At 37.3% G+C, this 13231-nt stretch carries 11 protein-coding genes; 3 read left to right on the top strand and 8 right to left on the bottom strand.

What is annotated here, in order from left to right; genetic code table 11:
• Position 1: 1 nt before the first annotated feature.
• The 4 genes from WKV44_01720 to WKV44_01705 are packed head-to-tail and all read right to left on the bottom strand — an operon-like array spanning position 2 to position 4264.
• Positions 2–1213, bottom strand: a complete 1212-nt coding sequence (locus WKV44_01720; protein MEM5947252.1) for an HD domain-containing phosphohydrolase — start codon at positions 1211–1213, stop codon at positions 2–4.
• 36 nt (positions 1214–1249) lie between these two features.
• Positions 1250–2626, bottom strand: a complete 1377-nt coding sequence (locus WKV44_01715) for a sodium:glutamate symporter (GenBank protein MEM5947251.1) — start codon at positions 2624–2626, stop codon at positions 1250–1252.
• The gene (locus WKV44_01710; GenBank protein ID MEM5947250.1) at positions 2623–3786 is read right to left on the bottom strand and encodes a lysophospholipid acyltransferase family protein; all 1164 of its coding nucleotides are present in this window, start codon (positions 3784–3786) and stop codon (positions 2623–2625) included. The genes WKV44_01715 and WKV44_01710 overlap by 4 nt, the downstream gene beginning before the upstream one ends.
• A gap of 1 nt (position 3787) precedes the next feature.
• A complete protein-coding gene (locus tag WKV44_01705) occupies positions 3788–4264 on the bottom strand; it encodes a flavodoxin family protein (GenBank protein MEM5947249.1) in 477 nt (158 codons plus the stop codon).
• Between the two features lie 77 nt (positions 4265–4341).
• Here WKV44_01705 and WKV44_01700 point away from each other — a divergent pair, with 77 nt between their 5' ends.
• On the top strand, positions 4342–5736 hold the full coding sequence (locus WKV44_01700) for a glycosyltransferase family 4 protein (protein MEM5947248.1): 1395 nt from the start codon (positions 4342–4344) through the stop codon (positions 5734–5736).
• Positions 5737–5825: 89 nt separating this feature from the next.
• Here the strand turns inward: WKV44_01700 and lgt are convergent, their stop codons facing one another.
• The 4 genes from lgt to WKV44_01680 are packed head-to-tail and all read right to left on the bottom strand — an operon-like array spanning position 5826 to position 11308.
• On the bottom strand, positions 5826–6785 hold the full coding sequence (gene lgt / locus WKV44_01695; GenBank protein MEM5947247.1) for a prolipoprotein diacylglyceryl transferase: 960 nt from the start codon (positions 6783–6785) through the stop codon (positions 5826–5828).
• Positions 6786–6802: 17 nt separating this feature from the next.
• Positions 6803–9769, bottom strand: coding sequence for a flagellar assembly protein A (locus tag WKV44_01690; protein ID MEM5947246.1), 2967 nt, complete (start codon positions 9767–9769; stop codon positions 6803–6805).
• A gap of 10 nt (positions 9770–9779) precedes the next feature.
• Positions 9780–10919, bottom strand: a complete 1140-nt coding sequence (locus WKV44_01685) for a P-loop NTPase (GenBank protein ID MEM5947245.1) — start codon at positions 10917–10919, stop codon at positions 9780–9782.
• Positions 10919–11308, bottom strand: a complete 390-nt coding sequence (locus WKV44_01680) for a hypothetical protein (protein ID MEM5947244.1) — start codon at positions 11306–11308, stop codon at positions 10919–10921. The genes WKV44_01685 and WKV44_01680 overlap by 1 nt, the downstream gene beginning before the upstream one ends.
• Before the next feature lie 122 nt (positions 11309–11430).
• On the opposite strand from WKV44_01680, the gene WKV44_01675 reads away from it, so the two are divergent.
• Together WKV44_01675 and WKV44_01670 are read left to right on the top strand one after the other, a co-directional pair.
• Positions 11431–12849, top strand: coding sequence for a S41 family peptidase (locus WKV44_01675; protein ID MEM5947243.1), 1419 nt, complete (start codon positions 11431–11433; stop codon positions 12847–12849).
• Positions 12836–13231, top strand: a complete 396-nt coding sequence (locus tag WKV44_01670) for a secondary thiamine-phosphate synthase enzyme YjbQ (protein MEM5947242.1) — start codon at positions 12836–12838, stop codon at positions 13229–13231. The genes WKV44_01675 and WKV44_01670 overlap by 14 nt, the downstream gene beginning before the upstream one ends.

The following is a 13231-nucleotide window of genomic DNA, read 5'->3' as shown; positions in this document are numbered from 1 at the left end:
GTTAATCCGGATACCTCTTTCTTATTAACTCTATATTTTGATAGATATTAAAAAATATATTAACAAGGTTAGGGTCAAAGGCCTTTCCTGACATCTTAAGCAATTCCTCCTTTACTCTCTCCTCCGGCCATTTTTCTTTATAACTCCTTTTTGAAGAAAGAGCATCATATACATCCGCAAGAGAAACAATTCTGCCAAATATGGGTATCTCTTCTCCTGCAAGAGGACTAAGCCTTCCAGATAAAGGTTTTCCGGAAAAAACATCCACTTTTCCCGGATACCCGCTGCCATCCCATCTTTCATGATGAGTCAGACTTATATCATAAGCAGCCTGCTCAAACTCATTATCAGGCCCCCAAAAAAGCTGCGCACCCATCCATGTATGAGTCTTGATTATTTCCATCTCTTCAGGAGTAAGTTTTCCCGGTTTTTTGAGAATAGTATCTGATATTGCCACTTTTCCTGCATCATGCAACATGGCACTTATCCTGAGAATATCCTTTGTTCTGTATATTTCTTTTTCCTCTATATTCTGTTGTATAGCCCAAGCCTCGTATATCTCAACAGAATAGGCAGCAACACGATTTACATGAGCGCCTGTTTCATGAGGATCTCTCATCTGGGACATCTTTATCATCTTAAGGACAATGTTTCTCATTATCTTTGCCTGCTGAAGAGCAAAAGAAGCGCTCATAACCAGCTGATTTACAGCCTCCATGTCTATTTTGCAAAAAGCTCTGATATTCCCATCAGAATCCTTGGGGTTGATAAGCTGTATAACACCTAGGAGTTCTTCCCTGGGACTCAAAAGCGGCATGGTCATCATAGATATCGTCTTATAACCGGAGATAGTATCCGCCATAGAGCTAAAAGAATACGGAGCAGACGAAGGAATAGAATAAACATCCTCTATGAGAAGCGGTTTCTTAGTGTTTGCCACATATCCCGATATTGTCTTATTATTTATTGGCACGGAAAAAACTTCATATATAAGTTTGTGTCCCCGCGGCAATTGTGCCTGCAAAGTATCGTTCTGAGCATATTCTATCTTTATATTATTCCCATCTTTGAGATAGATAGAACCTGCATCGGAGTTTGTAATTAACCTTGATTGTGTCAATATTGTCTCGAGCAATATATCAAGGTCCTTTATATGTAAAAAACTCCCCTTTTTTGCCTCATCCGGCTCTTCTATGTTGATTATATTCCCCATACCTCTTTCCAAAATCTTTATATATCTATTATCAGACTAAAGACTTTTTTTAACAAGCTTTTTATTCTTTGTAGAAGAAAAAAGCAAAAAGCCTAATAAAAGAAGGAAATACGATATCAGTATTATCATTGTTATTACATAATAAATTGGAGCATTGTTTACGTAACCATATACAGGAAGACTCAAGACTACAAGCAAAGGAAGCCCCAAGATGAGTCCGGCACCACTTCCAAATACTAGATTCTCAGCTGCATGTGATTTAAAAAGAGGATCTATCTCTCTTATGAGCCCCAATCCGGTTGATATTGTACCAGTTATGTTGCCGTATACAGCCACACTGTTTTCCCTCCAGTAATCTTTGTAAATCCTTCTTCCTAGAAAAACAACAAAAATCGAAGTAAAAATTCCTCCAACAGTAGTAACAACAAGAACAGGAATAAGATATTCTTTTAGTACAGATATGGATATTGCAGCTATGGAGGCAGTGATCATATAATCAAAGGCACCTGCGGAAATCCTGGATAAAAGATAATTATTAGTATAATTTCTCTTCATGATTTTTTTTCTTTTTAAAATATCAAAAACAAATCTCAAAAGAATTGCAAGAAGAGAGCCCACTATAAAATGAAAACCCCATAAAAGTTGGGCAAACGTATGGCCAAAGGAACCAGCACCAGCAAGCAAAGATTCTATACCTTTTAACAAAAGATAAGTTAAGAGATAAACAAAACCAATCAAGGCAATCTGTATACTCAGCCTGTCTATGGACTCCGTAAGAGGAATATCTCCAGGAGAATCATATTCCACAACAGTTTGGGAAACCATTTCCTTGCTGCTATCGATATCTCTTTTTTTACCAAAAAGAATATTAAGAAGGAAAACCCCTCCAAAACACGCCCATAAAAAACCTATAGTAGCTATAGAAAGTCCCACATTCCCTCCATGAGGAAAACCAAGCGCTTCCCATCTGGAACCTATTGAAAAAGCCTGCCCTGGCCCTTGCCCAAACCCCAAAGGAAGCAAGAGTCCAAATGGCGGAAAAAGATTGGGAATAAAGAATAGTAAAGCAAGCCCCAATCCAAAACCTATTATCCCTTGCAAAAGATAGCCAGAAACAATAAAAGCACCTGTCTTTACTACTATGGGAATACTCTCTTGTTTTCTTTCTTTTAAGGCAAGTGCAATAAAACCAACAGCCATAAGATGATAAACATAAGTTCCTAGTCTTTCTTCTGGAATATCAATTATTCCCAGGAAATCCTTTCCAAGTAAAAGTCCTATAAAACCTGCTATTATCGCATTGGGAAAAAGGAATTTTCTAAAAAAACCGACCTTCCTTTTCAAAAAAGTCCCTCCCAATAAAAGAAGGGACAGAACAGCAATATCCATTGCAAAAGTCCAATCAATACTCATAAAAAACTCCTGTTGGATAATGTTGATATTGCATCAACCCATTTTAACGCCGATACTCTTTTATTCCAAAAACTTATACGATAAAGAGTATTGTTATGGATAAACTCCATACGTTCATTTTTTTGTATATTAAGACCTCTTATGTTTTTAAGCATAAAAAACTGAGAACTTTCACTGGAGGTCATAACCAGAGCATCGTTTTTTAGAGAAAGCACAGCTTTATAAGTAAAGGCAGAAACATGCCTTATGGGGCCGTAAGAAACAGTACAATTTTCGGGAGAAAGAAGAGATTTATTTTCCTTATAGCGTTCTCTAAGAAACTCAATAAGAAACGTCTTTTGCCAAATATTCCAATCTCTCATGGTTTTAAAATCAATCTGTGAAGACTCAAAAAAACCATAAGGATTGATAAACACTTTCATTCCACACTTTTTACATACAAGGTCATGACCTATAGAAAAAAGAGAAGAATCAGAAAAGCATACTGGACAAAGATAAAGAGACCTTTCCATATATTCCGCTCTTTTTCCCCTTAACAGTTTTTTGTTTCTTTTTTGCCAATCCCACTCGTCATGAGCAAGCAAACCTTCCAGCTTCTCCCCCAATGTCTTTTCATCATATGCTGCAAGTTCTTTGCTATCTATATAACCTGACGGCATAATCGTAACCTCTCCCCGTTCTGATTGCTTCCTCCATCTCCCGGCAGCAAGAAAAGCACCCGCTATATTGAGAACCAATATGGGAAGCTTTAATCCCATTATGAGCCTAAGTGTACCGGAAGCAAGAGGGAGATTAACACCGTCCCAACTGGCTTGTCCTTCTGCAAAAATAGCGGAAAAACGTCTGTTTTTTTTAGCATCAAAAATCCCTCGCAAAGTACCTGCATCGGGTATTCCCTTGGTTATAGGAATAATATCGAGAAAAGAAAATATCTTTCTATGCAAAAAGCTTCTGAATATGGAATCAGATGCAACAAAGCGTATCAGCTCAGGAAAAGCAAGATTTATAAAAACAGGATCAAAATTGGAAACATGGTTTGAAATTATAAGAAGAGGAGGCTGTATAGATTGCAAATAGTCTTTTTTATCTATGTCAAGATAAAAAAAGTCACCGATGAGCCTTGCTATACTGCTAAGTATGCCAAATTTAAATCCGGACATATCACATAATAGAATCAAGCCACTCCGATACCCGTTTTTCCAACTCTGTCTCCAAATCCTTTTGCTTAAAACCAGCAATACTTATAATATGGTTACCTCGCTCTTCCAATAAGTCTGATAACTCAGACAGGCTGTTACCGGGATTGCCAGCATAGCAGCAAAAAACAGCACACTTTTTCTCCGAAAAACCATATCGTTTTATAAAAGAATAAACAGGAGAAGAAATTCTTCCAGCCCATACTGGACTACCAACAATAATGAGATCATAATCTCCTGGATTTATTTCCGGGTTTTTTAATGGAGGAGCTTTTTTAAATATGGCCTCGTAACCTCCCAGCATAAACATAAAAAAACCGGAAGTAGGAATTTTTTTCTTAGGTTCTATCTCAAGAGTATCCACGGAATATTTTCCTTTTATAAAAGAAGCTATCTTTTCTACTGAGCCCGTATGAGAATAATAAACAAGCAAAACCTTCATAAGAACTCCTTTAAATTAGATTATATTTTGAGTATAAATTAACAATTGAGTTTTTGCCACAAAATCAGGAGGATTATGTGGATAATTTTAGAATAGCCTTTATAAGTGGAAAACTGGGTGATGTTGACGGAGTATCCCTGGAAGTAGAAAAATGGATATCTGCTCTAAAATCAATGGGACATGAGATAGTTACGATAGCAGGAAAATACAGAGACCCTGTACCAGGTGTAAAAAAGGATCAACAGGTTACCATGCCTGCTCTCAGATTTGACTCGCCTGCTCAAAGACATTATGAAAAAATATTCTTCCCCTATCTCAATAAAATCCCCGTGTACATAACAGAACAAAAATTAAAAAACTATATAGAAGAATGCATGAGAGAAGGTCTTGAGCTTGGAGAACAGCTTTATGATGTTGTAAAACAATATGATATAGACGTAATCATAGCCGAAAATACAAATGCAATGCCAATGACTCTACTGGGAGGAATTGCAACTCATCACGTTGCAACCTCAAAAAGGCTTGCTACAATTTTTCATCACCATGATTTCTGGTGGGAAAGAAGCCGATTTAGCAATAACAAGATAGAAAATCTCCTCAACAATATAATGCCTCCCTCTGATATAGGACTGGAACATGCGGTAATATCGAGCTATGCAGCCCATATTCTTTCGTCCATAAAACGCGTTCATCCACATGTAATCCCCAACTGTGAAGACTTTGATAACCCACCAGTTATAGACGATTACAATGCAGATTTTAGAACAGAGCTTGGCTTTAAAGAAGACGACATACTCATAGTACAGCCCACAAGAATAGTAAGAAGAAAACGCATAGAAGACTCGGTCAGACTAATAGCCGCACTACAAGAAAAATACCCCAAGTACCAAGAAAAAGTGCAGTATATAATCTCTCTATACCAGGGAGACGAGCCGGATGATGATTACGTAGCACAAATCCGAGCATTAGCAGAAAAAAACAATGTAAAACTACACCTTATATCTGACAGGGTAGGAGCAACACGCAGCACAAACAGAGATGGGAAAAAAATATATACCAACCGTGACGTTCTGGTTCATGCCGACCTCGTTACCTATCTGCCGGTTTGGGAAGGCTTTGGCAATGCCCTCCTTGAGGCACTGGCCGCAAAAGTTCCGGTAGTAACCACTACATACCTTGTCTACAAGACAGACATAAAAGTTCCCGGGCTTAATAACATAGAAATAAGAAACATATATGACGATGACGGCCATCTGGTAATACCAGAACATATACTGGAAGAAATACACCACATTCTAACTCACCCCAGTGAAAAACAAGAAATCATAGAGCAAAACTTTAGAATAGCTAAGAAAGAATTTGGCTATAACACATTAAAAGAAAAGTTGAGACAAGTCATAGAAAACTATGACGACGAAATCCGAGCATCAAGAAAACGCCTAAAAAAAGCAAAACGTCTTTATTCTGTATAATTTTATACCGAACGGGGACCCCGGCTCTGCCAGGTTCCCCTTTTTTGCAAACAAAAAAGGCAACAAGGCAAAGCTTGTTGCCGTTCGGTCTATTGACTTAAAAGCTTATTTCTATGCCTGTTACGAAGTGCAAACATAATCACAACACCTGCTATAATCATAAGAAAATTAAGAACCTGCCCCATGGTAAAATTAAAAAAAGTTTCAAATAGATAGATGTTAGTCTTATCTGGAACAAGTTTTATTATAAAGCCGAGGTTCTCGTCTGGCTGCCGAAAATATTCCAAAAAAAAGCGAATCGTGCCGTAACCGATAAAAAACCAAGACATAACCATGCCATTGTAAGATTTGCGCGGACGTATCACAAACCACATAAAAAGCCACAAGACAATACCCTCAAAAAACGCCTCATAAAGCTGAGATGGATGTCGGGGGAGATTTACCAGCATATTATTGGGAGGAAGAATAATTCCTGCTTTTTCGGCAACTCTTTGTACCCACCCTTCTTTAGCAGGAAAGCGGGTAGCAGTATCAAAGAACATACCCCAAGGCATGGTGGTAACCCTACCGTAAAGCTCGGCATTGATAAAATTACCAAGCCGGCCAAACGTATAACCAAGCGGAATAGCGGCCGCAAGCATATCCGCGTATTCCAGGAAATTCTTCTTTTTCTTAAAACAGTAAAAAAGCATTCCCGTAAGACCACCTACAACACCACCATGAAAACTCATTCCCTGAAGGCCAGTATAATTCCAATCCTCGTCAAAAGGCCAAAAAATAAGCCACGGTTTTTTCCAATAAAGACCGCTTGTATCGTAAATCAGAGTGGAAAAAAGACGCGCACCAACCAGCAACCCGATTATACTCCAGAAAAAAAAGTCTATGAGGTCATCCGCATCTTCTTCCAATCTTAAAGTCCTTACTTGATAGCGCGTAAGATAATATGCAATACCAAAAGCCACAGCATACATAAGACCATACCATCGCAAAAAAGGGAGCTGGGGTATAATATATGGCTTAAGCCAAGAAGGATAATATAAATATGCCATAAATTCTCCTATTATTTTTATTTTTTTAAAGGTTCCAGCTCTATTCTGCCAGAACGAGAATCAAACTTAACCTTGACATTTTTCTGTGGTTTTCTTATCTCATGGATACGTCCATGTGTTTCTATAACAACACCGGGATAAATCGTCCCGTATACTATAATCTCAGAATCAAAATGCTGCTCAAATTTTTCTCGCAAAGTAAACAATCTGTAAGAACGTTTTTCCATCATCTTGAGCATTTTAAACTTTACAGAATGTAGCTCCTTAACCTTATTGCTATGTCCATTTCTAGAAAGACGTTCCATCTCCGCATCAAGTTTTACTATTTTTTGTTTGAGCTTAGCTATCTCACCCTCTTCCACTTCTATCTGATCTTCTATGAGATAATCCTGCCCAAAAAAAATTTCTGTTCTTATCCCATTGGCAGAACCAAGGTCACCTGTTTCTATTCCCATACGTGCCTTTATCTTGCCTCCAAGTATTTTTCCCTTTTCCGGACCGACAACAAGCTTTCCATTGGATTTTACAAGAGAACCCATACAAAAATTACTGAGGATTATATTCTCCACGGCGAGAAGATGTGCATACTCTGCAAACCTCGCACTTATACTTCCCTTTGCTCTAAGAGTTCCCTTCCTTGCTCCTTTTATACCCTGCTTTATCACAATATTAGAACCAGCAGAAAGTAGAGCAGCCTCTACCCCTTCTCCAACACTTATGCTGCCGGTTGTCATAACATAAAAACCTGTTCTTACAGAACCTGTTATTTTTATATCACCTGTAAACTTAAGATTACCTGTAGAAATGTCTATATCGCCCTTTATAACCCTAGACACAAGTACAGCAATCTTTTTCTTATTATAAAACAGAATTCCGTCTGTCTCGGCAATTAGCAAAACACTGCCATCCTGCTGTTTTTCTTCTTTTATTCCTTCACCTATTTCCAATTCAAACGGCTTTTCTGTTTTTATGGGTTTTCTAACCCTGCCCCTAATATCCCAACCTTCTTCCTCCTTTACCGCAGGAGGAAGGATCTTTGCTATAGTCTGTCCGTTTTCTATACGCGTTTGCGTATCATGCTCTTTGAAATTTATCCTGCCATCCTCTGTTTCTCTATACTTCTTTCCGGAAGCAAGAGAAACCATGAATTCCAGTTTTTTTTCTCCTCCAGCTACGGGTTCTTTGCCCTTTGCTATTAGGATTCTCCCTGTTTTTCCATTTTGCTTTGCTTCATCAAGTGCATTCTTTATTGCTTCTTCATCAATCCCCTTTATTATCCCCTCTTCTTTTAAAGCTTTTTTTATATCCTCAAGAGAAAGTTTTCTACCTGTACCTGTCCCTTCCTCAAGAGAGATATAAGCCTCCATATCATCAGGGCTGGTCTCTATTATAATCTTGCCATCACTATGAGGCCTTACTCTGAGATATAAAACCCCTTCTTTTTCTCCCTCTTCCAGAATACCATGAATACTCGAAATAAGAAGATTTCCCTTTTCCTCTATGTTCTCAAGTGTTTTTAAAGGAGGAGCATCTCCAGGAAGTCCTTCTATCTTTTCGCCAAAAACATCTATACCGGGTTCTCCCGGCATCGCAGGACTTATGAGAAAAATAGGCTGTTCTTCTTCTACTATTGCCATTTTTTCCACTTCGTTTATAGAAAACTCTGTTATGGAATTGATACCTTTGTATGCTTCCGGTGTATTTTTAACCGATTCTATTATTTTTCTTATTTCCTCAGCAGGTAAATACCTTACAGAAGGCTCCAAGCTTCTGGGAGAACCTTTCTTAGGTGCTTTTCCTTTTGCAAGCACATAGTCTCTGAGCTCTACTTCTTTGCTGTTATAAAAATCAAGAATATCCTGATTAATTTTTTTGTAGTCCAGTCCCTTTAATCCGCTTTCCTTTATTGCTCTACCTACTTCCTTTAGATTAAGACTTCTTCCTCTCCCTGTACCTTTATGAAGAGTCAAGGTTGCAAGTAATCTGTCTTTAGATATATTTATCTTAAAGAAAGCATCGCTATCTCCGCTTATGGGAACATTTTTTAGTTCTTCACCTTTTGACAGAGCAAAGCGTATTATCTCCTGTATTTCCTCTTGAGGTAAAAGCCTTTCTTGAGGAAACTCCAACTCATTTGCTTTTTCTATTATTTTTTCTACAGAAGGAAACTGAGCAAGCTCTGAACCAGGGATAAGAGAAAGCAAACAGGTGGCCTTATCTTGAGAAAGGCTTACTTCCCATATATGAGGCCGAAAAGGAATAATATCCACCCAATTTTTCCCTATCCTCAGGATTCCTGTTTCTTCTGCCTTAAGATCTGTTTTTTCTCTCTTCACTCCATTTCCGGCATAAAATCCCGTATCTTCTAAAACAAGAGGAGGTATAACCTCTCCGAATATATTTCTACCTTCAAGACCAGACACGGGAGCAAGGACTCTCCCAAGATATGTACCTTTTTCTACAAAAAAAACCTGTAATACTGTAGGATCTATATAAATCTTTTCTCTTTTTGCTATTTTTTCCGTTACCTTCTGTTTTTCCTTTTTTGCAGGAAGAAAGGGAAGTGCTCCCTTCTTTTCTATTTCTTTCTCTATTGTTTTTTTCTCAAAATATTCTTTATATATCTCAGGAGGTTCTGACATAGCAAGGATTTTTTCTGCATCCTTTTTTATATCATCAGGAAGAGACAGTTTTTCCCACTCCACTGTTTCTGGAACTGGTTTTTCCGGATATATACCTTCTGCTACAGTAAGGCTTATAACATGGTCTTTACTTTCTGCAAGCTTTCTTAAAACTATCCTAAGACTTTGTTCAGAAAACCCTTCCTTAATTCCTTTTTTCTCGAGTAATTCTTTTAAAGATTTCAAATCCCATAAAGGATCTCCATCTTTACCTCTTGTAAAGCTTATAGTAGCTTTTAACCCTTGTTTATCTATATTGATATCTATTTTTCCACATATAGTAAGCTTCTGCGTTGCCATCATATTACCCGTATCAGGGTTTAAACCCCTCTTGAATAGCTTTTACCAGTTTTGCCTTTAAAAACTGGTTCTCTTTTTTTATCCTGTTTATCTCTATTTGCTGCATTTTAACCGTTTCCACAAGATCTCCAGTTGTCAAAGTACCTGTATGTAAAAGCTCTTCTACATACTGCATTTTACTCTCAAAATCCACCTGAGCTTCAACATCAGCTTCTTGGAAGGTATCGTCTATATTGTCTATCTCTATAAGACTTCTCTCACTATCGGATATCTGCAATAACTTGTCAGCTATTCTATATATTGCCTGAGAAAGAACCGCATCCGGTTTATATGTTATTATCGGAATCCTTGAAGAAAGCGCTATATCCTGTAGATCATCTCTATAAATTATGCCCAAGTGCTCTATATCTATTCCCAGATACTGCTGACACGAGTGTCTTAGTCGCTGTGCTCTTATCGTATCCTGCGGATTCTCCAGCATATTAAGAATAAGCCGGGGATAAAAAGATTCCAAAGATTCTTTAAATTTATTATAGCTTTCTGGATCTATTTTATTTATTTCCTCGGCCATACGAGGAAGATACATCTGTTGTAAGGCTTTTCCGTCTTTTTCAAGCTTTCTTATGTAATCATAACCGGGAGAGCCTCGTTTACATGCAAGATATAACAGTCTGAAAATAGCGTTTTTAAGAAAAAGATACGCATTAACTGTTGCAGTGGGAGCAGGCGTAGTAACAATAAGCCCAGTATTGGAATACAGAAAAAAATCAAGAGTATTTATATGTGTACCGGCTCCAAGATCAAGTATAGCATAATCCGCATCAAGTTTACTTATGCGCGATAAAATTCTTTTCTTCTGTCCTGCTGTCAGATTTGCCATCCCCGGGATTTCCGTATCTCCAGGAATAAACAACAGGCCATCAAATTGGGTTTTTACTATTATGTCATCAAAGGAATCCCCAGAAGAGGAAAGAAAGCTCCCCAGCCCTTTTGATACTGGCAAACCCAGCATCAAATGAAGATTGGAAGCACCCAAATCAAGATCAACAAGAACAACCTTTTTACCAGCCTGCGCAAGAGCTATGGCAAGGTTCGTGGACAACAGAGATTTCCCTACACCGCCTTTTCCGCTTGCTACCGGAAATACATGCATTATTCTCCCTCTTTTTTTACAGTCTCCATCTCAGACCTTTTATTTTTTCTCAATGACAAATAAAAATTACCTGTAAGAAATAAAGCAAATATATAAATAATTATAAATAATTTTAAATTATATCTTATAATATCAGCAAAAAATAACATTATAGCAAAAAAAAGAGCGCGTATTACTTTTCCTGTAAAAACATTTTTTAATCTATCAATATTTATATTTAAAAATGAGATACAAAACTGACCTAAAAATATGAACAAAGAAAGTGCTGCCAACCATAAAACAACAGGCACAACAGCAGGATTAGACATCATTAGATCCCGTTGTATAAATATAAAGATAAAATAAAATATAATAAGTACCCCAGCATCTGAGAAAATAAGAAGCCGCATATCTTTCATCTCTATATTAGTCTAAAATTGCATTGCAAGCCGGTCAAGTGTATTCTACCTTTAGTTGACAAAAAGATATCTATTACTAAGAATAAATGCAAGTTAAACAAGGGAGATATATAATGAGAAGAAAAGGATTGATGTCAGGTCTCTGTCTCGGAGGATTGGGAATTGTTTTAATTTTTTTGTTTTTGCTAATGTGGCCCAATATTGCATTTGCAATGGACTCCAACAAAATACAAGACCTGTCAAAGCTAGAACAAGTTCTGGAAATTATCGAACAAAATTATGTAAATGAAATTGACAGAGAAACACTCATACAAGGTGCCCTGGAAGGTATATTTGACAGCCTGGGGGATCCGTACTCAGAATACCTATCTGAGGAAGAACTTAGAGACCTCATGGACACTACCACAGGAGAATTTGGAGGAATAGGTCTTTATATATCAAAACAGGAACCAGAGGGACAAAATCCAGGATATGTGGATGTTGTATCACCTATAGAAGGAACACCAGCATACAAAGCGGGTATAATGGCAGGAGATAAAATCATAAAAATAGAAGAAGAATCGACTTCTGACATGAGTATGGATGAAGTATTGTCCAAACTACGAGGAAAACCTGGAACAGAAGTGAGCATAACAATACAGAGAGGTTCAAGTTATATCTTTTCTAAAAAGCTAAAAAGAGAAATAATAGAAATCCCTACAGTAAGATATCAATATATCCCACAAAAAAAGATTGGCATAATAAGAATAATCCAGTTTACACCCAAAACACCGGAAAAAGTAAAAGAAGCTCTGATGAATTTTATACAAAATGGGTACTCTGCACTTCTTATTGACCTTAGGTCCAATCCAGGAGGGCTGTTGGATTCCGTTCTAAAGGTTGCTGACTTTTTCTTTGATGACGGTCTGATTCTCAGAGAAGAAGGCCGTACAGCAGAATCAAAGAAAATATATAATGCGACAAGTGGTAAAATAGTAGAAGAAAACATCCCTATAGTTGTTATTGCCAATAAAGGCACAGCATCGGCAGGAGAAATTTTATCCGGAGTATTAAAAGACAGGAAAAGAGCACTACTTGTAGGAGAAAAAACATATGGTAAAGGTTCTGTTCAAATAGTAAATTTTCTGCCAGGCAACAAGACAGGATACAGACTAACCATTGCAAAATATTATACACCTAGTGGACAAGTCATAGATAAAAAGGGCATTACCCCGGACATAGAAATAAAAGAAGAACAGCTAACAGAAGAGGAACTAAAACTCTATGGAGAACTAATAGCTACAGAAAAAATAAGTAACTTTGTAATAGAGCATAAAATATCCCCCACAGAAAAAGATATAAAAAATTTTATTGATCAACTTAAAGCGGAAAATAGCAAATATGACAAAACATGGCTTAAGAGATTGATATACCAGGAAATATTAAGAAGAACTTCTAATCCACCTCTTTATAATCCCGATTTTGACAGTGTTCAAAAAAAGGCAATAGAAATACTGGAGGAGGAAAGGAGTAAAATATATGAAAATCGTTAACATCCGGACACAATCCAGAGTTGAAATGAAAAATATAACGTCTCACGTTAGAAATTTTCTTAGAGAAAAAAATATAAAAGACGGCGCTATTATCATTTACAGCCCTCACACTACTGCAGGAATAACAATAAATGAAGCAGCAGACCCTGATGTAATAAAAGATATGACAAAAGAGCTAAATAAAATCATTCCTTTTGAAGATCAATATGCTCATATAGAAGGTAATTCTGCCGCTCATATAAAAACAAGCTTGATAGGACCTTCTGTGATTGTTCCCGTAACAAGTGGACAACTCACTTTAGGAACGTGGCAGGGAATATTTTTTTGTGAGTTTGACGGCCCTAGAAACCGACAATTTTATATAAAGGCATTACAGGGGTAA

This window comes from Spirochaetia bacterium 38H-sp, assembly GCA_039023545.1.
Taxonomy (GTDB): domain Bacteria; phylum Spirochaetota; class Spirochaetia; order Winmispirales; family Winmispiraceae; genus Rarispira; species Rarispira pelagica.
Note: the sequence above shows the minus strand (reverse complement) of the source record. Positions and strands in the feature narration are given on the sequence as shown.

What these genes read in the sequence shown, in the direction of transcription:
- WKV44_01680 (MEM5947244.1), bottom strand. Translation starts at nt 11,308, where the DNA reads ATGCGGCTTCTTATTTTCTCAGATGCTGGGGTACTTATTATATTTTAT.
- WKV44_01690 (MEM5947246.1), bottom strand. Translation starts at nt 9,769, where the DNA reads ATGATGGCAACGCAGAAGCTTACTATATGTGGAAAAATAGATATCAAT.
- WKV44_01675 (MEM5947243.1), top strand. Translation starts at nt 11,431, where the DNA reads ATGAGAAGAAAAGGATTGATGTCAGGTCTCTGTCTCGGAGGATTGGGA.
- WKV44_01705 (MEM5947249.1), bottom strand. Translation starts at nt 4,264, where the DNA reads ATGAAGGTTTTGCTTGTTTATTATTCTCATACGGGCTCAGTAGAAAAG.
- WKV44_01685 (MEM5947245.1), bottom strand. Translation starts at nt 10,919, where the DNA reads ATGCATGTATTTCCGGTAGCAAGCGGAAAAGGCGGTGTAGGGAAATCT.
- WKV44_01715 (MEM5947251.1), bottom strand. Translation starts at nt 2,626, where the DNA reads ATGAGTATTGATTGGACTTTTGCAATGGATATTGCTGTTCTGTCCCTT.
- WKV44_01710 (MEM5947250.1), bottom strand. Translation starts at nt 3,786, where the DNA reads ATGTCCGGATTTAAATTTGGCATACTTAGCAGTATAGCAAGGCTCATC.
- lgt (MEM5947247.1), bottom strand. Translation starts at nt 6,785, where the DNA reads ATGGCATATTTATATTATCCTTCTTGGCTTAAGCCATATATTATACCC.
- WKV44_01720 (MEM5947252.1), bottom strand. Translation starts at nt 1,213, where the DNA reads ATGGGGAATATAATCAACATAGAAGAGCCGGATGAGGCAAAAAAGGGG.
- WKV44_01670 (MEM5947242.1), top strand. Translation starts at nt 12,836, where the DNA reads ATGAAAATCGTTAACATCCGGACACAATCCAGAGTTGAAATGAAAAAT.